Source organism: Candidatus Cloacimonadota bacterium (assembly GCA_016932035.1).
GTDB lineage: Bacteria > Cloacimonadota > Cloacimonadia > JGIOTU-2 > JGIOTU-2 > Celaenobacter.
Genome location: JAFGDR010000043.1, coordinates 13733 through 35928, shown reverse-complemented (window position 1 = coordinate 35928; position 22196 = coordinate 13733). Strand labels below are relative to the sequence as shown.

At 39.5% G+C, this 22196-nt stretch carries 18 protein-coding genes; 12 read left to right on the top strand and 6 right to left on the bottom strand.

Features of this window, described 5'->3' with window-relative positions; genetic code table 11:
* The first annotated feature begins 102 nt into the window (after nucleotides 1–102).
* The 5 genes from hrcA to JW794_07985 all read left to right on the top strand — a co-directional run bounded on the left by hrcA (nucleotide 103) and on the right by JW794_07985 (nucleotide 5941).
* Nucleotides 103–1176 (top strand): heat-inducible transcription repressor HrcA, encoded by a 1074-nt coding sequence (gene hrcA, locus JW794_08005; GenBank protein MBN2018053.1) that lies wholly within the window; start codon nucleotides 103–105, stop codon nucleotides 1174–1176.
* A 152-nt stretch (nucleotides 1177–1328) separates the two neighbouring features.
* A complete protein-coding gene (grpE, locus tag JW794_08000) occupies nucleotides 1329–1970 on the top strand; it encodes a nucleotide exchange factor GrpE (GenBank protein MBN2018052.1) in 642 nt (213 codons plus the stop codon).
* Between the two features lie 32 nt (nucleotides 1971–2002).
* Nucleotides 2003–3961, top strand: coding sequence for a molecular chaperone DnaK (gene dnaK, locus JW794_07995; protein ID MBN2018051.1), 1959 nt, complete (start codon nucleotides 2003–2005; stop codon nucleotides 3959–3961).
* Between the two features lie 77 nt (nucleotides 3962–4038).
* Entirely contained in the window at nucleotides 4039–5202 is a 1164-nt protein-coding gene (gene dnaJ, locus JW794_07990) for a molecular chaperone DnaJ (GenBank protein MBN2018050.1), read from the top strand.
* 7 nt (nucleotides 5203–5209) lie between these two features.
* Complete coding sequence (locus JW794_07985) at nucleotides 5210–5941, top strand: 16S rRNA (uracil(1498)-N(3))-methyltransferase (protein ID MBN2018049.1); 732 nt, start codon at nucleotides 5210–5212, stop codon at nucleotides 5939–5941.
* Nucleotides 5942–5951: 10 nt separating this feature from the next.
* Here JW794_07985 and JW794_07980 read toward each other — a convergent pair whose 3' ends face one another.
* The 6 genes from JW794_07980 to JW794_07955 all read right to left on the bottom strand — a co-directional run bounded on the left by JW794_07980 (nucleotide 5952) and on the right by JW794_07955 (nucleotide 16149).
* The gene (locus tag JW794_07980; GenBank protein MBN2018048.1) at nucleotides 5952–6815 is read right to left on the bottom strand and encodes a hypothetical protein; all 864 of its coding nucleotides are present in this window, start codon (nucleotides 6813–6815) and stop codon (nucleotides 5952–5954) included.
* Nucleotides 6812–9961: a nucleotidyltransferase domain-containing protein gene (locus tag JW794_07975; GenBank protein ID MBN2018047.1), complete on the bottom strand. Its 3150-nt coding sequence runs from the start codon at nucleotides 9959–9961 to the stop codon at nucleotides 6812–6814. The genes JW794_07980 and JW794_07975 overlap by 4 nt, the downstream gene beginning before the upstream one ends.
* Entirely contained in the window at nucleotides 9958–11700 is a 1743-nt protein-coding gene (locus JW794_07970; protein MBN2018046.1) for a hypothetical protein, read from the bottom strand. Before JW794_07970 ends, JW794_07975 begins: the two co-directional genes overlap by 4 nt.
* Before the next feature lie 61 nt (nucleotides 11701–11761).
* Entirely contained in the window at nucleotides 11762–13048 is a 1287-nt protein-coding gene (locus JW794_07965; GenBank protein MBN2018045.1) for a Glu/Leu/Phe/Val dehydrogenase, read from the bottom strand.
* Nucleotides 13049–13271: 223 nt separating this feature from the next.
* A complete protein-coding gene (locus JW794_07960) occupies nucleotides 13272–14627 on the bottom strand; it encodes a sigma-54-dependent Fis family transcriptional regulator (GenBank protein MBN2018044.1) in 1356 nt (451 codons plus the stop codon).
* Nucleotides 14617–16149 (bottom strand): PAS domain-containing sensor histidine kinase, encoded by a 1533-nt coding sequence (locus tag JW794_07955; protein MBN2018043.1) that lies wholly within the window; start codon nucleotides 16147–16149, stop codon nucleotides 14617–14619. Before JW794_07955 ends, JW794_07960 begins: the two co-directional genes overlap by 11 nt.
* 220 nt (nucleotides 16150–16369) lie before the next feature.
* Between JW794_07955 and JW794_07950 the strand changes: the two genes are divergently transcribed.
* From JW794_07950 to JW794_07920, 7 genes are all read left to right on the top strand, one after another.
* Entirely contained in the window at nucleotides 16370–16678 is a 309-nt protein-coding gene (locus tag JW794_07950) for a hypothetical protein (GenBank protein ID MBN2018042.1), read from the top strand.
* Nucleotides 16675–17661 (top strand): Gfo/Idh/MocA family oxidoreductase, encoded by a 987-nt coding sequence (locus JW794_07945; GenBank protein ID MBN2018041.1) that lies wholly within the window; start codon nucleotides 16675–16677, stop codon nucleotides 17659–17661. The genes JW794_07950 and JW794_07945 overlap by 4 nt, the downstream gene beginning before the upstream one ends.
* A gap of 2 nt (nucleotides 17662–17663) precedes the next feature.
* Nucleotides 17664–18965, top strand: a complete 1302-nt coding sequence (gene asnS, locus JW794_07940) for an asparagine--tRNA ligase (protein MBN2018040.1) — start codon at nucleotides 17664–17666, stop codon at nucleotides 18963–18965.
* A gap of 78 nt (nucleotides 18966–19043) precedes the next feature.
* Nucleotides 19044–19466, top strand: coding sequence for a hypothetical protein (locus JW794_07935; protein MBN2018039.1), 423 nt, complete (start codon nucleotides 19044–19046; stop codon nucleotides 19464–19466).
* A 9-nt stretch (nucleotides 19467–19475) separates the two neighbouring features.
* The gene (locus JW794_07930) at nucleotides 19476–20231 is read left to right on the top strand and encodes a prepilin peptidase (GenBank protein MBN2018038.1); all 756 of its coding nucleotides are present in this window, start codon (nucleotides 19476–19478) and stop codon (nucleotides 20229–20231) included.
* Nucleotides 20231–20998, top strand: a complete 768-nt coding sequence (mazG, locus tag JW794_07925; protein MBN2018037.1) for a nucleoside triphosphate pyrophosphohydrolase — start codon at nucleotides 20231–20233, stop codon at nucleotides 20996–20998. The genes JW794_07930 and mazG overlap by 1 nt, the downstream gene beginning before the upstream one ends.
* Entirely contained in the window at nucleotides 20988–22196 is a 1209-nt protein-coding gene (locus JW794_07920; protein ID MBN2018036.1) for a HAMP domain-containing histidine kinase, read from the top strand. Before mazG ends, JW794_07920 begins: the two co-directional genes overlap by 11 nt.

The window sequence follows — 22196 nt, the reverse complement described above, 5'->3', positions numbered from 1 at the left end:
GAATAAAATGAAAATAATATTTTGACATAATACCCATATGACCTACATTTTAGCTAAAATTAGCACTCAAATAATTAAAGTGCTAAAATTTGTTAATAAATCATGGAAAATAATATATCTAATAATGAATCATCCTTAAGTCAAAGGCAGAAAAAACTGCTTCGGGCCATTATTCTTGAATATCTCAGGAATGCTCAGGCAGTTGGTTCCAAGATACTTTCGGAATGTTATGATTTCGATCTCAGTTCTGCTACGATCCGAAATGAGATGGCAGTGCTGGCTCAAATGGGATTCATCGAGCAACCTCATACATCTGCCGGTAGGATGCCAACAGAAAAAGGGTATAAATTTTATATTAATGATATCATTGATTTTGATAATAATATCCCGGAACAAAAGATAAAGCTGATGCAGCAACTTCTCTCGGAAAATTATCAAAATCTCGATAGGATGCTTGGTGCACTCCATCGATTCCTTGCAAAAACATCAGGTCAACTCAGTATCATAGCTGAACCGGATTATTCGCTTGGGATTCTTCGATCTATACAGATCTTTAAGATCGAAGGAAAAAAACTGCTCATTGTCGTAAATTTTGAAGGTGGTATCGAAAAGACGTTCACCTTGCAGGACACGTATTCCCTTTCAGATGCTCAGATCAATGCTCTTACCCGTTATGTCAATACAAGAATTGCTGAAAAGCCAATCCATAAAATTGATAAGATCAGCTTGAATGACCTGAATCTTGATCCCCATAAAAAAGCGTTTCTCTTTGATATTCTCTTTGAGATTAAAAAGATCATCCAGCAAGTGAAGCAATACAATATCAGGTTCGAAGGTGAAGTGGGATTTTTAAATCAACCTGAATTCAACTCACAAGAGAAGATCGTACAACTACTCAAGATAATCGAAAGAAAAAGAGATTTCCTCGATATCTTCCAGCAGTATGGTTCGGAGGATTATACGATCCTTATGGGTGATGAGATCAAAGGTGAAGAGTTCAAAGACCTCGTACTCATCTTCGGCAAATATCAGGTAATGGATCTTCCGGGATTTATTGGAATACTCGGCACCAAACGTATGGATTACCGTGAGAACATTCCAATGATCTGCTTTGCTTCACGCATGATAACCGAGATGACCACACGTGGTACTGTCATGCCATGCCATGCGGTTTAAGGAAAGTTAATGAATCATAAAAAGATTTTGTATAAAGGGATCTCATCCCAGAGAAGAAAATTGATTCATACTTGCCTTTCGTGTATTTCGCTTGCTGCGGCGTATTGAAAAGAAGCCGAGTGGTAAAAATAAATAATAATCAGGAGATATAAATGCCCAAAAAGAAACAAGATAATGATATAGAAATGGAACAGGACATGAAACAAGAACAGGTACAGGATACGATCGATATCTTACAAGAAGAGATCGAGACTTTGAAAGAAGAAGTGACATCCTACAAAGATAGATGGTTGAGAAGCGCTGCTGAATTTGAAAACTTCCGCCGCCGTAACGAAAAAGACCGCATCGATTGGATAAAGAACGCCAATAAGGAACTCATCACTGAACTCATCAATGTCTATGAGCATCTCGAAATGGCCATGAAATCTGCAGATACCGATAAAGTACCAGAAAATTTTCAGAAAGGCATCATTATGGTTCATGATCAACTGAAAGACCTTCTTGAAAAATACGGACTCAAACGAATCGAGGCTGTGGGTGTCGAATTTGATCCTCAATATCACCAGGCGATCATCTGTACTCCAAAAGAAGGCTTCGATGATAATATTATTTTCGATTGTATTCAAAGCGGATATACATTGAACGACAAAGTGCTGCGACCTGCCAGAGTGGCTGTTGCAAAAGCTCCTGAAGAGTATTCTGATGAAGATCAGGAATATTTCGAAGACAAGGTCGATGATGATTCGATCAAAATAAATGCAAAAAAGAAGAAAAATAATAATGAAGAAAATTAGATTTTTAAATAAAAAATTCAAGGAGAATAACCATGAGTAAAATAATAGGAATAGACTTAGGAACGACCAACAGTTGTGTGGCTGTTATGGAAGGTGGAAAACCTACCGTAATTCCAAACTCAGAAGGTGGAAGAACAACACCCTCGGTGGTTGGTTTTACAAAAGACGGTGAAATACTAGTTGGTCAGTTAGCAAAACATCAATTAGTAACCAATCCCCAGAATACGGTTTACTCGGTAAAACGTTTCATGGGTAGAAAAGTAAATGAGGTAAAGCAGGAAGAATCTGAAGTAAGCTTCAAGATCAAGGGTGACAGCAAAGGTGAAGTTGTCATAGAGATACCGAACCAGAAAAAAGATTTCACCCCTCAGGAAATCTCTGCATTTATCCTAAAAAAAATGAAAGAGACTGCTGAGGAATATCTCGGTACGAAAGTCGATAAAGCAGTCATAACTGTCCCGGCATACTTTAATGATGCTCAAAGACAGGCAACCAAAGATGCCGGCAAGATCGCTGGTTTGGAAGTTGATCGTATCATCAACGAGCCTACTGCTGCAGCACTTGCATACGGTCTTGAAAAGAAAAAAGATGAAAAAATCGCAGTATATGACTTTGGTGGCGGTACCTTTGATATTTCCATATTGGAAATTGGTGAAGGCGTTGTCGAAGTGCTTTCAACAAATGGAGACACTCACCTCGGTGGAGATGACTTTGATAAGAAGATCATCGACTGGATTGTAAGCGAATTTAAGAAAAGCGACGGTATCGACATTTCTAAAGATCCTATGGCAATGCAGCGAATTCGTGAAGCTTCAGAAAAAGCAAAGATCGAACTAAGTGGAACTCAATCCACAAACATCAATCTGCCGTATATAACTGCAGACAGCAGCGGTCCGAAACACCTTTCTTTGAACCTGTCCCGTTCTGAATTCAACAGAATGATAGACGACCTTATCGAGAGAAGTATCACACCTTGTAAATCAGCCATGAAAGATTCAAAACTCGATGTATCAGAGATCGATGAGGTTATCCTCGTAGGTGGTTCCACCCGAGTTCCCGCAGTTCAGGAAGCAGTGAAGAATTTCTTTAAGAAAGAGCCGAATAAGAGCGTGAATCCTGATGAAGTTGTTGCTATTGGTGCTTCTATACAGGGTGGTATCCTTTCCGGTGATGAAGACCTGAAAGACATCCTTCTTCTGGATGTGACTCCTCTCTCTCTTGGAATCGAAACCCTTGGCGGTGTGATGACAAAACTTATCGAAAGGAATACGACCATTCCAGTTAAGAAGAGCCAGATATTCTCAACTGCAGCAGATAACCAGACAGCAGTATCAATTAATGTATTACAGGGTGAACGTGAGATGGCAGCTCAGAACAGAACGCTTGGTCGTTTTGATCTTGTTGGGATCCCACCAGCACCACGCGGAATGCCGCAAATCGAAGTTACTTTCGACATCGACGCAAACGGTATTCTTCATGTTTCTGCAGTTGATAAGGGCACTGGTAAGAAGCAGCAGATCAAGATCGATAAAGCTGGCGCGCTTTCTGAAGACGAGATCGATAAAATGGTCAAAGAAGCTGAGGAACACGCCCAGGAAGACCAGAAATTCAAAGAGTTGGTCGAACTTCGAAATCATCTCGATACCATGATCTTCAGCACCGAAAAATCACTAAAAGAATACGGTGATAAGCTGAAAGACAACGAAAAGACGGAGATCGAAGAAGCGATCAAAGCTGCAAAAGAAAAACTTGATTCGCAGGATGTTGAAGTGCTTAAGAAAGCAAAAGCTGACTTCGAACAGAAAGCTCAAAAACTTGGTGAAATCGTCTACCAGGAAACCATGAATCAACAGAAACAACAGCAGCAACAGGAAGAACCTGGCGGTCAAGATCAGACTCAGCAACAGGAATCTCAAACACAGCAGGAATCAACTGATAATGAAGCTGTCGATGCAGATTTCGAAGTTGTTGATGACGAAGAAAATAAATAAGATAACATAAACTCAAAGCACGGGGATTGCCAAGGCGCAGTTCCCGTGCCTATCAATAAAGAAGGTTAAGACAGGATATGGCTAAAAGAGATTACTACGAAATACTCGGTGTTGGAAAAGAAGCTTCTCCAAGTGAGATCAAAAGTGCATACAGAAAGCTGGCATTGAAATATCACCCGGACAAGAACAAAGATGACAAAGATGCAGAGGAAAAATTCAAAGAAGCATCTGAAGCGTATGAAGTGCTGAGTGACGAAGAAAAGCGAAAGAAATATGACCAATTCGGGCATGCCGGACTGGAAGGTGCTTTCGGCAGTGGCGGTTTCACATGGGATAATTTCACACATGCAAATGATTTCACCGACATTTTTGGCGATATCGGCAATATTTTTGAAACCTTTTTTGGAGGGGGTGGTGGAGGATTTGGTTTTGGTGCACAACCGCGCCAACACACTGTCAATCGTGGTGGTGATCTCAAGATATCACTTTCTCTCAGTTTGGAAGAGATTGCGAAAGGTGTAACAAAGCGGCTTAAGGTAAATATCAAGCAGGTCTGTGATGCCTGCAATGGAACAGGATCAGCTGATGGAAAAGTTACAACCTGCCAGCAATGTGGTGGATCGGGCAGAGTTAAGCAGATTCGGCAATCCTTCTTCGGTCAGATGTCCACGATCACGACCTGCCCTGCTTGTAATGGTACCGGTCAGATAATCCAGAATAAATGCACAAAATGTAATGGTGATGGAAGAGTATCTTCGGTTAAAACGATCAAAGTTGAGATCCCTGCTGGTGTATCTGACGGACAATATCTCAAACTTCGCGGACAGGGACATGCCGGCAAACAAGGCGGTCCAGCTGGTGATATCCTCGTGTATATCAAAGAAAAGAGAAATGACCTCTTTGAACGAGATGGTCAAGATCTCATCTGCACATTCCCAATCACTGTTACTGATGCTGTGCTTGGAAATACGATGGAAATCCCAACTCTGAAGGGTCATGCAAAAATGAAAGTGCCTTCCGGCACACAGTCCGGAAAAGTATTCCGCCTTCGCGGACAAGGTCTTCCCTACCTGAACAGCAATAGAAAAGGTGACCTGTATGTGAAGATCATTGTTGTGATCCCGAACAAATTATCAAATGAAGAGAAGGAACTCTACACCAAGATCGCCCCTTTCGACAAAGCACGGAATCTGAAACCGGGCAGATCATTCTTTGAAAAATTAAAAGACTACTTCGTGTAATCCATTTATGCCGATCTTTTACTCTCCAGATTTCAATGAAAACTCACATGAAATTGTTCTTTCTGATAACGAATATAAGCATATAAAAACTACCTTGCGAAAGAGCATTGGAGATACGATCGAGGTCACAAATGGTAAAGGAATGCTTGCTTTTTGTGAAATTAAGAATATTCAGAATAGGGAAATTATCCTTCAGATAAATCAGACAACTTACAAAGAAAAATCCCATCCACACATCGCTCTGGCATTTGCTCTCCTCAAACAGCACAATGATCTTATCATTGAAAAATGCACTGAACTCGGTGTGTTTGAATTCTATCCTTTTTATGCAAAAAGAAATGTAAAAGATTCGCTCTCAGATCATCAACTCGAACGGTTGAGAAAGATCACTGTCTCAGCTATTAAACAATGTGATTCAACCCATCTTCCATTCATTCATGAACCTGTAACTTATGAAAAATTGCTTAACAGTGTCACTAACCAATATACTCCCATTCTTGCATGGGAAGAGGAACAAAAGACATCCTTGGTATCAGTACTTGATACTACCTTCAAGGATATCTGTTTGATCGTGGGACCGGAGGGTGGTTTTGAAGAACGTGAAATTAGCTTAGCAAAAAAATATAACACTCAAATTGTTTCGTTAGGAAATCATATTCTGCGAGCAGAGACTGCTGCGATTGCTTTTACTGCACAAACGATGTTCTACCAACTGGGAAAGAATCCCGCATTTTATTAATAGAGGTTAACTACTCTTCTATCAACTCCGCATGATTCGGATCATCAAGATCGAAATGAATAATTCTATTAACATTGGACTTAGAAGCCCCTTGAAAACAAAGTGTCTCCCCTATTCGCTCTTTCCAGACTCCTGTTAATTGAGTCGATTCGTGAATATGCCCATGAAGAGTTAGATAGGGTATTCTCTCAAGTATAAAATCTTTTATCGCAACACTTCCAACGTGCACATCGACCGGTGCATGCTCGATCATTATCCCATCCAGTGCAGCCCGATCGAGTTTTGTATCATGTGGAGGTGAATGGAAAAGACAAACTGCATGAGCCATATCAACATCTGAAAAAAGAGTGTGCAAATCACGTTTTATGGTATAGTAACGGAGATCATCGATGGAGACCGGAATACTCCGATATCCATCTTCCGGAGAAACGCAACCAACATCCACAAAGCGGGATACATCATATTTCTCCCAGTCTTTATTGAGAAAAGGAGTAGGAGGGATGTATGAATATCCAACTACTTTGTATTTTCCAAATGCAATTGTTCTTTCATGTGCATAGATTAACAAACCTGTTGTCGATATATCGAGGAGAGCTGCTTCGTGTATTTTGGGGTCATCATTACCCAGTATAACAAAAACTTGTGGATATTCATCCCCCAGAATATCCTTTATTTTCTGCAGATTGCGAGCAAAATAATCATACAGAAAATCCTCACCAGTTGGGATTGAACTACTTCTTGCTGAAGAAGCAAATCCCATCAGGTCACCCCCCAAAAATACAATTGCAGGTCTGTGAGTCAGGATACTTTTGAAGAGAAATTCGTATTTATTTTTTGATCCGTGTAAATCACTAATAAAAAAGGCGGATGTCATTTTCTCATATCGAGCTTTCTCGCGGTATCTGTTACTGCATCGATTTTTATCGCGAAGCTGGTTTTGTTTGCAATATCTTCGTCAGTAATAATATGCACATCCAGCAATCCGCCAGTCTTATATCCTGTTTTCAGGTAGTTGAAATGATCAAGGCACATGCTCCAACCGTCAAGCCAAGCAAGGAGTTCCTTTTTTTGTGTCTTATTCCCGCGAAAATGTACTAAAAGGTCTATATCGCTTGCTGGACCGGCATTGGCATTTTTCACACTTCCGAATACATATATTGCTTCAACACCAAGCTTATTCGCCTCAATATTTTGTGCCAGGAATTCACATACCTGCATACGCCAGAACCAATAATTTTCAATACCGGTTTCTAAGCTTTCAGGTACGTTGGGAACAATTCCTCGTGTTTTACCCGGAGAACCGATATAACCGATCGCTTCATCAAGATCAGCATTCATAAAGATCTTCAATATCTTTCCGCTTGTTTCAGCAGGAACATCGATCACTTTCACGCCATCTTTCAAATCTTCAAAATCTGGAAGCAGATCGGGTAAGATGTTTTTGGAAAACCTGAAAAAATTTGTATTAAAGACATTGCCCTTTTCATCAGGATACAGAGGAATATAACGGATACGAGCTTCGACTAAATCCTGAAAAAAATGCGTCCCGAAGGAAAGATCTGGTACATAATTCCCTTTCTCCTTGGCTATTTCTATGAGTACTGCAGTCTTGTTAATATCAGAATACGTAACATTGACACCAAGTTTGATATCACCTTTGCTTCCCCATCTTCCTGGACCGAGCAGTATGAATTTTCTTTTTGGAAGAAGCAAATTTAACTTTCCGACGCAGTATCCTACTTTATGCAATTCTTCGAGGGACTTCAGGACGCTGTATTTTTCAGGATCGACATACACGATATATGATATTTCAGGAATATAACCATTTGAGATGTATTTATGCGCAGTAAAAATAATATCATTTGCTGGAATATCCTGGGGAATGGGCTGCGGTTCGTCGGTGCTCGAGAAACTTTGCGGTCGGCATTGAAGAAAATAAAAATCTTCACCCTTCACGGCGAACTCAATATCCACTGGTGTTCCCAGCTTTGCTTTTAATGTCTCAAGAATTAATGACATTCTTTTTAGAAAGTTCGAATTTTTAATAATTCCATTAAAAGTAGCAATGAGATCAGCCTTTTCAAAATCGATCATAAATCCAGATTTTTCAACAAGTTCATTGTCCTCATACACAGAAAATAGTTGTTGGAATAGAGGAAAATTATCCTTGCATTCCAAAATGACTTCTTCGATAGGAAGGGATTCAAATGAGTTGGTTTCGAGATTGATCAGATCGATATTTTTGGGGCTGTATTTCAGGATTTCTTCCGTGGTTGGATTAACACGGATATTCGGATTACCAGGTGAAGCAAGAACAGGATAATCATTGCTCAATCTATCAACGGCGCGGGTTCCTAAACCTGGAACCATGCGAACAAGCCCGTCTTCTCTTTTGATACGTGATGACCAGCGGAACTCATTATTTGAAAAAGCAACCCCGGCAAAGGCAGGAAAGAAGTATTTCCCGCATTTTTTACCCACGACTTCCTGGATAAGAATTGCCATTTCCTCTTTAAAATCCAGCAATCCCCTCTCTTTTCTGTACTCGATCGGATCAGGACCCACGATTGATGCATAAACCTCTGCTATAGCATCCTGCAGTGCATTCAATCGCTCCTGTTTAGTTCCCTGGTTCGCAAGGAAAAGACTCTTATATTTACCGGAAAACGCCGAACCAAAACTATCCTCCAGAAGTGATGAACTCCGCACGATAATGGGTTTATCTCCAAGACTATCGAGAAGCTGAGACAATCCCTTTGATATGTCGTGTGGGAAATGAGAATTCTTGAACATCTGTATGATGTTTCCATACTCAGCACGGACGATCTCAATATCCTTGTATTTCTGCTCAACAATCTCCTCTAAGTTATTGTAATGAAGAAAGTTAAGCATCGCATCAGAGGTAAGATACCATGTTTGTGGGATCTTGAAATGTTTATTAAATTCAGGACCGAGTTCCCGTTTAATGATATTATTTGCAAAGAAAAGACCGGTACTTTTGCCACCAAGCTTCCCATGAGAATTGAGCGGAAAGATCGTATGCTGAAGCACCTTATAGAAATCATCGATCTCGATGTAATTCTTTGCAACATTTATGAATTGTAGTTGATTTGTAAATAATTTCTGAATGAGGAGAACCTTTACATTCATATATGAATAAGGTGAAATACTCTCCTTTTCGATCTCATTATTGTGGTAATGGAACAGAACATCCTGGAGTTCAGATAACGTTGTATCCTTACTTTCAAGGGAACTTATCAGGAAGTTTAGTTTTTCTTCCTGCATCCATTTTCGGATGTAATCAATTAATTCTTCATCGGAGAAATGTTGCTGAGCACTCTCAAAGATCTTGTCACTCAGCTTGATGGTTTCCCTGTAATCCTTTTTCTCAAGTGGAACATTGATCTCCTGAAACAAATCGATATCCGAGTCTCTCGTTGTGGCACCGAAAGAAGCATAAATGGACTGTACTTCCTTTACTCCTTTCTGATAGAGTAAATTCAAAAGTTTTCGCGCAATTCGTAAAAAGAGCTTAATATCAGTCTTTTGCAGCATATTTATGATGATCTTCCATTCACCCTTATGCCGTTCTGACGGTTCACTTTCTTTATATGACCGTACAGCAAGATATGATGCAAGGATGCTTGCAATGGTATTGAGAAGTGAATATTCTTCCTTTAAAAATGGTTCCTGATGCTGTTCCGGCGGGACATCAGTATAATATATACGTATTTCCCCAAATCGTTTACCATTCTTATGCATGGGAGCTTTTTGGACATATTCAGTTACCGGATGTGGGGAATTTTTGTACACTTTGTCTTCATATTCGATTTCTGCAAAGCACTTTTCAGGAAACTGCCAGCCAGTTGGTAAGTTATCGAGTATTTTATCAAATATTAACTTTATGGGTGAATCAAAATCGATTAAAATACCTTCCAGGCCATGAATACAGTTGAGTTCTTTCTGTCGCTCTTTCAGACTTTCAATAAGTCTGTTTGTATTTTCTTCGATTATGCTCATTGCGCACCAACCTCATTTTTGAGAATAACACCCTTACTTAGACGTCCATCAACCATCACTTTGAGACTATGCTTCAACCGTACATGTTTCACAAATTTTGTTTCGTTAATAGTCTTCTGCTGCTGAATCCAATTCCAGTCAAGATTTTTTGCCTCGTCTTCATCTACAGAAAAATAGAACACATTATGTGCAGTCATATTATGAAAGAAATGTGCACCCTGGCTGAAGTCTGCCTGCATACTGGGCAGGACTGATTCAACAATAACTTTTGCATTGGATATCTGAGGCCATCGCACGGGAATTCCGCACCATGGATCAGATGTACCCCATCGTCCAAATCCAATTAAAAGGTACGTTCGTTTGTTTGCTGTGAATAGCGTATTCAATTCGTTGATATCACCTGCGATCTCACTCGAATACTTCACATCAAAGGTATCCGGTCGAATATACACGATGTCACATACATCTTCATAAATCCCATTTCCCATTGCCCGTTTTGATAATAGAAGGACATCATCTACATTGTTATCAATATCAGGTAGATCTACTATTTCATGAGAGACATTGATAGGACGGAGTTGCAAGAAACCAAAACGAGGTTTTGTATTTTTCGATCCAAGAGATACTGCAAACTCGATCTCAACCTTGCTGTCTGTCTCATCCTCACATGCTTTGATCACTTTTTCTATTACGTTATTCAAAGGTAATGTTCCTGCTCGAAGAATTGGAGCAAAATCGAGAACCGGCGCACCATACTTCTGAACACCCATGATAAGACGGTCATTCGTGTGATCGTATGTTGAACAGACATGTCTTAACTCGTCCCGATCCTTAATATCAAATATAGAATTTTGGACTAAATACTCTGTTTCTGCAACTGGATTATAACTGTTGATGGTTCCAAGGTTCACAGCCCAATATTCCTTTTGCGTATTCTCAAGCAGGTCTCTCATATTATTGAAAGGCTGAGGAGTGCGGGGATAACGGGGGCAGTAGCTCCAGCATATCGAGCCATCAACGATCGTCTTACCCAAACCAAACGCAAGAGCTGCAAATCCTGCATCCGGTCCGATCTGTTCTGAGGGATAAAAATTATAGGATTTGAGAACACCTGAAATATAGGGATAGAAGAACTCTCCATGCTGATCACCCACGACTTCCTGAATGACTACAGCCATTTTTTCTTCTTTGATGTCACGGTTGATCGTTTTGAAATACTTTTTAGATTGTTGAAAAAACATGGATGCATACACATACTTGATCGCATTCACCAGGGCGTTGTACTTCTCAGTCGTACTTGTCTGATTATTAGCTACCATTTTTGTTTCATACACACCTGCGAATGGTTCATTCAAGGAATCTTCACAGATACTCGAGGAGCGGATCGCAAGCGGTCTATCAACATTCTCGATCAAGAAATAGAGGTCGCCGCTATACACGCCACCGAATGACGCATGTATAAAGCTTATAGCTATATCCTCATCCGATGCATCAGACAGCGCAATATCATAGAGATCGTTGTTCTTCATGAACTCTTCAAAAACTCCACTGAGCAGTACTGTTGTGTGAGGAATATCAACCTGCATCCCATCTATACTTCCTTCAGGGAAGTTTTTTATGAGAATTTCCTGAGCGAGTGCTAATCCAGAAGCCTTACCACCAGGCAATCCACGTCCTATATAGGTAAAACCATCATGCATGAATCCGGTTTGGCGATCAAATTTGTGTCCGCTTTCCATAATTTTTCTCTTTGATTATTCAAAGGGCAGACAGATCCTCTGCCCTTTGATATATCGTCATTTATGAAATCCAACCTCTTGCAATTGAGGCACGAACCACTCTATCAACAGAGATCATATATGCAGCATCACGCATATAAATGTTTTTGTCTCTTGCAAGTTTGGATACCTTATGATACGCTGTTGTCATCTTATAATCGAGTTTACCGAGTACTTCGTCTTTACTCCAGAAGTAGTTCATATTACACTGAACCTGCTCGAAATAGCTGCATGTAACACCACCGGCATTGCAGAGAAAGTCAGGAATCATAAAGATGTTGCTTGCTTTCAAAACTTCATCTGCTTCAGGAGTAGTGGGACCGTTTGCACCTTCTGCAACGAGTTTGACCTGCGGATGTATCTTCTTCACTGTTTCACCGGTGATCTGGTTTTCCATGGCAGCAGGAACGAGAATATCACACTGCACCTCAATCCATTTTTCTCCGGGAAGTACATCATAACCAAGATCTTTTGCTTTTTTCTTATCGACTCCGCCGAATCTGTCTGTTATTGCAAGAAGCTCATCGAGATCGACACCGTTTTTCTTATAAAATGCATAAGATTTCTGGTCTTGCTGATCCCAGCAGGAAATACAGAGCGTCTTACCACCAAGCTGGTTATAGAGCTTGATTGCATATTGTGAAACATTTCCAAATCCCTGGAAAGATGCAGTCGTATCTTCGATCTTGATATTCATCTCTTTGAGAGCTTCCCGAACCGTAAAGATAACACCATAACCGGTTGCTTCAGTTCGACCGAGTGAACCGCCCATACCAACTGGTTTTCCGGTGATCATACCAGGATATTTTTCGCCCATAATTGCTTCATATTCATCCAACATCCAGAGCATGTGCTGTCCATTGGTCATAACATCAGGAGCGGGAATATCACGAAGAGGTCCAACATTTCTGTGTAGTTGACGAATCCAGCCACGACAGATCTGTTCCTGTTCTCGTAAAGAAAGGTTATGAGGATCGCAGATCACGCCACCTTTTCCTCCACCAAGAGGAATATCCACGACTGAGGTTTTCCATGTCATCCACATAGAAAGCGCTCGCACCGTATCGACAGTCTCTTGAGGATGGAAACGAATACCACCCTTACATGGTCCAAGTGCATCGTTATGTTGGATACGAAATCCACGGAACACCTTTGAAGTTCCATCATCCATTTTTACAGGAATCGTAAAATGAAATTCACGCATAGGAGTTCTTAACAGCTCCCTTGCTGCTTGATTCAGGTTAAGCTTGTCGGCAACAGCATCAAACTGATCTTGTGCCATCTTGAATGCATTGAAAGATTTTTCCATCTTTTCTCCTTCGCACATATTTTTGGTTTTATGATGACAATCTGCAAATGCTGTGCCAAAAGTTGAAATTAAATGAAATTACTCATGATTATAAGAGAAATCTAACTAAAAGGAGTATTTTTTCACCAAAATCTGTGTAAATTGAGGTTCCATAACTAAACTATGAAAGATTCAAATTGGGGAAAATTTCCCCACTATTCTATTTTTCCTCACTCATATCATCTTAGCTTTTGCTTTTATTTAAGTCTTTTTCCACATCCTGTTGAAGTTTATTATTCAATGTTTTGCGATCAATATTGAGGATCTGCGCAGCTTTTGATTTATTATTATTGGTAAACTCAAGAACATTTTTAATATACTCAAGTTCCATCTCCAGCAGCGTCCTGGTAAGGTCGGTTCCGCTTCCTATTCGTGACTTCATATAGTTCGGAAGATCGGCTTTCAATATTTTCCCGTCCTCATCCATGATCACCAGGCGGTGTACAATATTTTCCAGTTCACGCACATTGCCAGGCCAGTTATATCTACCAAAGGTCTTTAGTACCTCATCATGGAAAACAGGTACTTTTTTGTTAAACTCATTTGCATACTTGTTGGCAAAATAATTCGCAAGTTGGAAAATATCCCTTCCTCGTTCCCGTAAAGGTGGGATATTTATGGTAAGAACATTCAAACGATAGTAAAGATCTTCACGGAATCTACCCAGATCAACAAGACCATGTAAGTCTTTGTTGGAAGCAACAAGTATCCGCACATCAACTTTATGAGGTTCGGCAGAACCGACCATGTATACTTCTTTTTCCTGTATCACTCGAAGCAGTTTTATCTGAAGCATCATAGACGTTTCAGAGATCTCATCGAGAAAGATCGTTCCTTTGTTGGCGCTTCTGAAAAAACCATTTCGTGTTGTATGCGCACCAGTAAAAGCTCCTTTCACATATCCGAAAAGTTCACTTTCCAGAAGTGTTTCCGGAATAGCACCGCAGTTGATGGGGACAAATGGTGCAGCTGCTCGATACCCGGCATAATGGATAGCTCGAGCTACCAACTCCTTACCAGTTCCACTTTCTCCTGTGATCAAAACCGTACTATTGATCTCAGATGCCTTCTTAATAGTACTGAACACTTCAAGCATTTTGTCTGAAGTTCCTATGATCCCGAATTTTTCTCCAAATCCGTCAGAAATCTCCTTATTGAATTCCCTTTTATTCTCTTGTTTTTCAAAAGTTTTTTTTACAGCAGCAAGAAGCTCGACATCAGTAAACGGTTTCGTCAGATAATCATCGGCACCAAGCTTAACTGCATCGACAGCAGAAGTTATGGTCGGATAACCAGTTATGACGATTATCTCAATATCTTTGTAATGTTCTGTTATATACTTGATCACGTCCAATCCGCTTATATCCGGCATCTTAAGATCAGTTATGACGAGATCGATCTCAATCTCTTCCAGTATCTCTTTCGCAAGTTCAAATTTGCCTGCTGTATAGATCTGATAGGCATTTGCTGTTAGATTTCGCTTTATTACATCGCGGGTTAAATCGTAATCATCTAAAACAAGAATTCTTTTATTTTTCATCTGTGCCTACTTCCAGCGAATATGGAAATGTAATTGTAAATCTTGTTCCGTTGCCGGGTTTGCTTTTCACTTTTATCTCACCCCCATGAGAATAGATTATCCCGTGTACAACTGATAAACCGAGTCCGGTTCCTTCATTTATCTTTTTTGTAGTGAAGAAGGGATTAAATATTTGTGAAAGCACTTTTTTACTCATACCGATACCTGTATCACTGCATTCAAGACTAACATGTGTGTCATCATAAAAAGTTCTGATCGTAATAGTGCCCCCCTCTGGCATTGCCTGCAGAGCATTCACGATCAGGTTGATGAGAACCTGGTGGATTTGCGAAGAATCTGCCTTGATACTTGGCATCCCATCTTTGAGATCAAGCATGATTTTAACCATATTCTTTCTGCAGCGTGATTCGAGGAAAAATACTGCATTATTTACTGCTTCGCTAAGATTCAGATCTGACTGGCTGGAAGGCATTTGACGTGCAAACAACATCAATTTCTTTACGACATCACGTGCATGAAGGGATGCAGATACAATATTTTCCAGATCAGACTGCGCTTGTTCATCCAGACTTTCATTCTTCTCCATCAGTTGCGCTAGTCCAAGAATACCTGCGAGTGGTTCATTGATCTCATGTGCTATACCTGCAGATAGTTGTCCCAACGTAGCCAGACGGTCTGCATGCCGGAGCTGTTTTTCAAGCTGCCTGCTCTCACTCTCTGCCTTTTTTTTCTCAAGGGTAATACTCAATTCCTGTGCTATAATATGAATGAGATGCGTTTCTTCTATTAAAAAAGTATGAGCATCTGGAAAAGTGCTTTCTTGAGGATAATTGACTTCAACAAAACCAACTTTTGCCTTTCCCAGCACTATAGGTGCTTTAAGGGATCTTTCGCTCTCCTTGTAATTTTTAGTCATAAATGACTCGTCATTGAATAGTATTCGAGCTTGTGCCTGTGACGGATATTGCCATGCCGGAGGAAGGATGTTCACGATTTCATCAAGAAATTCCTCGATACTTATATCGACCTTTTCGGCAATTTTGCTGATATTCTGCAGGCAGCTCAACTCCTTTACTCTCTCATTCAACTGATATTGACGATATATGGAACGACATATCAGGAAAAAGAAATCCTTTATCTCTTCCATTATTTCGATAAGACCTTCATTTTCCTTGAATGGACGTACAATAATATATCCCGTTGTTGCATCATCATCCCTTATCTCGACTCGTATATCTGAATCTTTATTAAAATTTATCTCCTGAAAAACAATATCAGCTAATCGTAAGAAACGTTCTTCATCCTGAGCTTCATTCGTTCGCACATCCCAGTATTCATCGTTTTCAATACTATATGTACTTTTAAAAAAATAACCGTTTATTACAAATACAAAGATCGATTCACGCACGTTCAACTCGGCAGCAAGGAACTTGTGAATCGTATGTACATATTTCAGAAGATTGGTTTTCTTCTTTGAGAGTGTGATCAACTCACGATATATATAATGAATTTTATCGATCATAGGATATTCCTTTAATTCGGTATTTTACCAAATAAATGAACTTAATTATTTGTCAAATAATATCGGATGATAACAGAATTTTGGACTTATTCATGAAAGTCTTCTCAATAACAGACATCTTCAGAAGGAGTTACAAAACTGGCATCATAGCAAAATAATTGACAGCATTTTAGCATCATTGCATATCTTTCATTAAGTTCTTGAAAAGATTGGAGAAATCATGGTCGATATTTTCTTTGCGCTTCTTCCCATATTTTATCTGCTTCTTTATATTATAATATTTCTCCTTGGTCTCTGGGCGTATAAGGAGACTCAAAACCAATCTCCTCTTTTTATTGCAATAGCTTTTGCTCTTTTTGCAGTCATTTTCTTATTAAATGAAATAACCTTCAGTACTGTTATCATGGGCATTACGATCCTTATGAGGATAGTTGCTTATCTCTTTATCCTTTATGCTGTCTTTAATCTCGGAATGAGTTATTCTAAAAAGAAAAATACTAACACAGCAGAAACAAAGGACAGCAAATGAGAGCAGGCATTATCGGAGTTGGTCATCTGGGACAGCATCACACAAGAATATATTCGGAACTGCAGGATATTGAATCTGTAGGGATCTTTGATACAGATATTCAAAGAGCAAAGGAAATCGCAGACAAAAACGGATGCAAGGTTTATGATAGCCTGGACGAACTGCTTGAAAATGCTGACATTTTGAGTATCGCTTCCCCTACACAATCTCACTATGAATATTCAAGCTATTGCGTTGAAAATGGTAAGCATATACTTGTAGAAAAGCCCATCTGCAGTACCCTTAATGATGCGAAGAAGCTGGTTGAGCTTGCTGATAAAAAAGGGATCAAAGTACAGGTCGGGCATATCGAGCGGTTCAATCCTGCTATTGTGGCTCTTTCATCGATCCTGCTTCGTCCTATTTTCATCGAAGCAAACCGGCTTGCACCCTTTACTCCTCGCGGTAGTGATGTTCCGGTTGTGTATGATATTATGATCCATGATATCGACATTATCCTCTCGCTTGTACAAAGCAGAGTGAAAGAAATCAATGCGGTTGGTGTACCGATCCTCACAAACGACATCGATATTGCGAATGCAAAAATAGAATTCGAAAATGGTGCACTGGCAAACATAACTTCAAGTAGAATTTCACTCAAACGTGAACGAAAGATCAGATTCTTCCAGAAAGATATGTATATCTCTTTGGATTACCAGGATAAAAAAGTGCGTGTTGTGCAAAAAAATCCAAAAGTAGAAGAAATCATGGATGAGGTCATGGCTGGGAAACGCGATCCCAATATCTTTGAATTATTCAGGTCTGAAGAACTCCCGATCATTGAAAAAGAACCATTGAAAGCTGAGATCGAGAGTTTTATTCATGCTGTAAAGAATAATACACGCCCCATTGTTAATGCTCAGGATGGTTACGAGGCATTGCGAGTTGCTTATAAGATCATGGAAGATATTGAAAATAATAGGAAAAAACTGGATTTGGAATAGGAATGGCAAAGAGAGTATTTGTTAAAGATCTTGCAAAATATATTGGGAGAGAAGTAACCCTCCAAGGCTGGGTACGTAACTACCGCAAATCAAGCAGCAAGCTGCGTTTTATTATTTTCAGGGATGGTACTGGTGAGGTGCAGGTAGTTGCCTGGAAACCTGATCTTGGTGAAGAAAATTTCGAGAAAGTAAAAGCTTTAACCCTTGAATCATCAATAATTATAACCGGTATCCCCAAAAAACATCCCAACCTCGATGGACAATTCGAGATACAACTAACCGGTCTCGAGATCGTTCACATCGCAGAAGATTACCCCATAGGAAAAAAAGAACATGGGGTTGATTTTCTCCTTTCAAACAGGCATCTCTGGCTTCGTTCCAGTAAACAGCATGCTCTCATGAAAATCAGGCACACCGTCTATTTTGCAATTTGCGAATATCTGAATAACAATGGATTTTATAGGTTTGACTCCCCTATTCTCACTCCAAATGCATGCGAAGGAACAACCACACTTTTCGAGGTCCCTTATTTTGACCAGGGTAAAGCCTATCTATCGCAATCCGGGCAGCTCTATCTTGAAGCCGGTATCATGAGTCTGGGAAGAGTGTATGATTTTGGTCCTGTTTTCCGTGCGGAAAAATCTAAAACCCGTAAACATCTGACAGAATTCTGGATGATGGATGCTGAAGAAGCCTATGTAGAGCACAAAGAGAACATGCAGATCCAGGAACAACTCATCCGGTTTGTTATTAAGTCTGTTTTGAAGAACAATCTTGTTGATTTACAGACATTGGAACGTGATATTGATGCTTTGAAAAAAGCGGATGCACCATTTAAGATAATTACCTATAATGACATGATAGAAATCCTCCAGGCAAAGGGTGTTAGTATAAATTACGGAGATGACATGGGAGCACCCGAAGAAGAAGCGCTTGCAGAAGGTTCGGACGTACCTATATTTATTGAGAGATGGCCCAAACATATTAAAGCATTTTACATGAAACAGGATCCTAATGACCCGGATATCTCTCTCGGTTCGGACCTTATCGCTCCGGAAGGATTCGGTGAGATCATTGGTGGATCACAAAGAGAAGATGATTACGACATCCTCAAAAAACGAATGGAAGAAGACGGCATATCTATGCAGGATTACCAGTGGTATCTTGACTTAAGAAAATATGGATCTGTACCACACAGCGGTTTCGGTGTCGGTCTTGAGCGTTTGATCGGATGGATGTCCGGCGTACGGCATATACGTGAAGCAATTCCCTTCCCGAGAATGCTTTACAGAATTTATCCATAGTATGAACCACGAAAAGCACGAAATATTAGTACATCAAATAAAAAATAATTCTACATATATAGAATTTTGGGAGTCGAGATGAAATACATTATAATAATCACAATTTTAATAGTAAGCGCTACACTCCTGTGTGCTCAGGATTTAACGATACCCAAGAACACTCCTTCATCCTTATTTTCGTTTCCTACAGCACTTCCCTTAAACAATCTCAAGATGAGTCAGTCAATCAGTTTTTCAACAACATACAACAGCGGAACGAAAAGTGCATATTATCTCAGCAATTATTGTAATAGCTTCTCTCTTCCATTGTCTGACAAACTCAAACTTGCATTAGACCTGAATTTTGTGAATTATGGAAAATTCGGTTCAAGCAGCCCGTTGATATCACGTGAAAACACTAAGATACTGCCGAATTTCAGTCTTGATTATACACCGGCCGAGAACATGAGACTACATATTGAGTATAACAGCTTTCCAACGTATTATTATCCCTTCAGATAAAGGATTCGGATGTGGTTGATCTGGATCATTATTATTCCTTGTGTGGGAATTAATCTTGGATGGATTTGTGCTCTAACTGTTTGGCAATTTCCCGAAAAACGAAATTTTTTCTCATCACCGATATGTACGCAGTGTAAAGAGCGGCTTATACCAGTTTATCAAATACCCATTTTAGGTTTTATACTTACTCAATGTAAATGCTCACATTGCAAAAAATCTCTTCCATCATATCTTCTTATAATACCGGTTTTATCACCGATCCTTTTAATTCTCTTTTTTATCAAATTTGAATTATCAGTATTGTTCTTTCAATTTGGATTCCTGGCAATAATCGCTATTCTCATTTTTTTCCTGGATCTCTATTACCGAGTAATCCCGGACATTATTACTTTTCCTATGATGGCGTGCGGGATTCTCTTTTCATTTTTTAACGGCTTAGGCTTTTGGTTTTCACTCAAGGGATTTGCTCTGGGTGCTGGTGTTTTTATACTCATTGCATTATTATTCAAGCTTATCACAAAGCGAGACGGGCTTGGAGGGGGAGATATCAAGCTTATTGCAATGATAGGACTTTTTCTAGGATTTCAATTAACATTTCTTACCATTTTTTTAAGTTCGATATTGGGTATTCTCATTTATGCTTTTTCTGTGAAAAGAAATAAAATATTGATTCCGTATGGCTCTTTCATCATCATGGCAATGTTTGTTAGTATCTTGATCGGCAATGATATTATTCGTTTGTATTTACAGATTTGGGGCTTGTAATGAAAGAATTTGATAGACTTGTTGAAATTATGAAAATCCTTCGCGATCCTGAAAAGGGCTGTCCCTGGGACAGACTACAAACACCCGAGTCACTTCGTCCTCACATGATCGAGGAAGTTTATGAACTCTCCGAAGCGATCGATCATAAAGATGATGTTCATATGAAAGAAGAGTTGGGTGATTTACTTCTTCATATCGTATTTCAAGCTAAGATTGCTGAAGAAGAGGGACGATTTTCACTGGATGATGTTCTGGAAGCGATCAATGATAAAATGGAAAGACGGCATCCTCATATTTTTGGCGATATACACGTTAAGGATCATCAAGAGGTTGAGCATAATTGGGAAAAGATCAAGAAGAAAGAAAAAACTGCTCGGACTTCAATTCTGGAAGGACTTCCCAAATCTCTTCCTGCTCTGATAAAAGCAAGGAGAATCCAGGCAAAAGCAGCAACCGTGGGCTTTGATTGGGATGAAGTTGATCTGATATTTGATAAACTCAAGGAAGAAATACAGGAATTTGAACAGGAATATAAGACCAAAGACATTGAAAAAATGAAAGATGAACTTGGAGATATTCTCTTCGCACTTGTCAATCTCGCACGTCGGCTTGACATCGATCCAGAATTCGCTCTTGATAGAACCATCAAGAAATTTATAAAGCGTTTCAATTTCATCGAGGATGAACTCAAAGAAAAGATTTTTTCTGCTGATCTTGATGAAATGGAGTATTACTGGCAAAAAGCCAAGGAAAAAGATGAAGAATAACAATAAGAATCTAACCATTCTCAGGTTTTACTTTCTCCTCGGCAGCATCATTATTATTTTATCTTTTGTACTGTATTCAAATATTCTTCTCAAACAGGTTCGAAAAGAACTCGAAGTATTTCCAAAGATCTATGCGCGTTTTGCAGAAGTGTCCACCCAGGAAAATATTGAAAGTGAATTATTGGAGATCATCCTTACTGAAGTTATTCAGAAAATAAATTTCCCAATTATTGTAACCGACGTTCATAATAATCCTAAATACTGGAAAAATCTTGAAACAGAGCAATCTGACCAGGAGATCAATGAAGATCGAGTCCGTGAAATCGCCTCTAAAATGGAGAAAAATGAGACATTCATCCTGCTGAAAGAACCCCGAACTGGGGAAATTATTTCAAAAATACTATACAGTTCTTCTCAGACGATGAAGCAGCTTAAATATCTTCCTTTCTTCGAGTTCCTGATCGTCATCTTGTTTATCGGCGTTGGCATATCCGGTCTTTCGATCATGAAAAAACAGGAAAAAGAGACAATTTGGGTAGCCCTTGCAAAAGAAACCGCACATCAATTTGGCACTCCTATAACTTCACTTCTGGGATGGCTTGAAGTTCTAAGATCAAAAGCTTCTTCATGCAAAGAAATTCAGCAGATGGAAGATATTGTTCAGCACATGAAAGAGGATGTACACCACCTCGAAATGATAGCATCCAGGTTTGGAAAGGTCGGTTCGGATATACAGATCAAAGAAGCAAATATTGAAGCGACAATTCACGAGGTACTCGATTATTTCCGCGACCGTATCCCACGATCAAGCAAACAGGTTAATCTGAACTATATCGATCATGCAGAACAAAAAGTAATTTGTTTTGATCCCGATCTCCTGAAATGGGCTCTTGAGAACCTCCTGAAAAATGCAATAGATGCCATGAAGGAAAAATCGGGAAATATCTTTGTTATAACATATGACAAAGGTGATAAATTCTACATCCAAATAAAGGATGAAGGCTGCGGAATACCTAAGAAATCGCAGAAAATTATTTTTGACACTGGCTTCACTACTAAAAAAAGAGGTTGGGGTTTGGGTCTTGCCCTTACAAAGAGGATCATTGAAGAATTTCATAAAGGAAAGATTTCAATATTGAAGAGTGAACAAAATGAAGGAACAACCTTTGAGATAATGCTTCCTAAAAAATATAAATGA

What these genes read in the sequence shown, in the direction of transcription:
- hrcA (MBN2018053.1), top strand. Translation starts at nt 103, where the DNA reads ATGGAAAATAATATATCTAATAATGAATCATCCTTAAGTCAAAGGCAG.
- grpE (MBN2018052.1), top strand. Translation starts at nt 1,329, where the DNA reads ATGCCCAAAAAGAAACAAGATAATGATATAGAAATGGAACAGGACATG.
- dnaK (MBN2018051.1), top strand. Translation starts at nt 2,003, where the DNA reads ATGAGTAAAATAATAGGAATAGACTTAGGAACGACCAACAGTTGTGTG.
- dnaJ (MBN2018050.1), top strand. Translation starts at nt 4,039, where the DNA reads ATGGCTAAAAGAGATTACTACGAAATACTCGGTGTTGGAAAAGAAGCT.
- JW794_07985 (MBN2018049.1), top strand. Translation starts at nt 5,210, where the DNA reads ATGCCGATCTTTTACTCTCCAGATTTCAATGAAAACTCACATGAAATT.
- JW794_07980 (MBN2018048.1), bottom strand. Translation starts at nt 6,815, where the DNA reads ATGACATCCGCCTTTTTTATTAGTGATTTACACGGATCAAAAAATAAA.
- JW794_07975 (MBN2018047.1), bottom strand. Translation starts at nt 9,961, where the DNA reads ATGAGCATAATCGAAGAAAATACAAACAGACTTATTGAAAGTCTGAAA.
- JW794_07970 (MBN2018046.1), bottom strand. Translation starts at nt 11,700, where the DNA reads ATGGAAAGCGGACACAAATTTGATCGCCAAACCGGATTCATGCATGAT.
- JW794_07965 (MBN2018045.1), bottom strand. Translation starts at nt 13,048, where the DNA reads ATGGAAAAATCTTTCAATGCATTCAAGATGGCACAAGATCAGTTTGAT.
- JW794_07960 (MBN2018044.1), bottom strand. Translation starts at nt 14,627, where the DNA reads ATGAAAAATAAAAGAATTCTTGTTTTAGATGATTACGATTTAACCCGC.
- JW794_07955 (MBN2018043.1), bottom strand. Translation starts at nt 16,149, where the DNA reads ATGATCGATAAAATTCATTATATATATCGTGAGTTGATCACACTCTCA.
- JW794_07950 (MBN2018042.1), top strand. Translation starts at nt 16,370, where the DNA reads ATGGTCGATATTTTCTTTGCGCTTCTTCCCATATTTTATCTGCTTCTT.
- JW794_07945 (MBN2018041.1), top strand. Translation starts at nt 16,675, where the DNA reads ATGAGAGCAGGCATTATCGGAGTTGGTCATCTGGGACAGCATCACACA.
- asnS (MBN2018040.1), top strand. Translation starts at nt 17,664, where the DNA reads ATGGCAAAGAGAGTATTTGTTAAAGATCTTGCAAAATATATTGGGAGA.
- JW794_07935 (MBN2018039.1), top strand. Translation starts at nt 19,044, where the DNA reads ATGAAATACATTATAATAATCACAATTTTAATAGTAAGCGCTACACTC.
- JW794_07930 (MBN2018038.1), top strand. Translation starts at nt 19,476, where the DNA reads ATGTGGTTGATCTGGATCATTATTATTCCTTGTGTGGGAATTAATCTT.
- mazG (MBN2018037.1), top strand. Translation starts at nt 20,231, where the DNA reads ATGAAAGAATTTGATAGACTTGTTGAAATTATGAAAATCCTTCGCGAT.
- JW794_07920 (MBN2018036.1), top strand. Translation starts at nt 20,988, where the DNA reads ATGAAGAATAACAATAAGAATCTAACCATTCTCAGGTTTTACTTTCTC.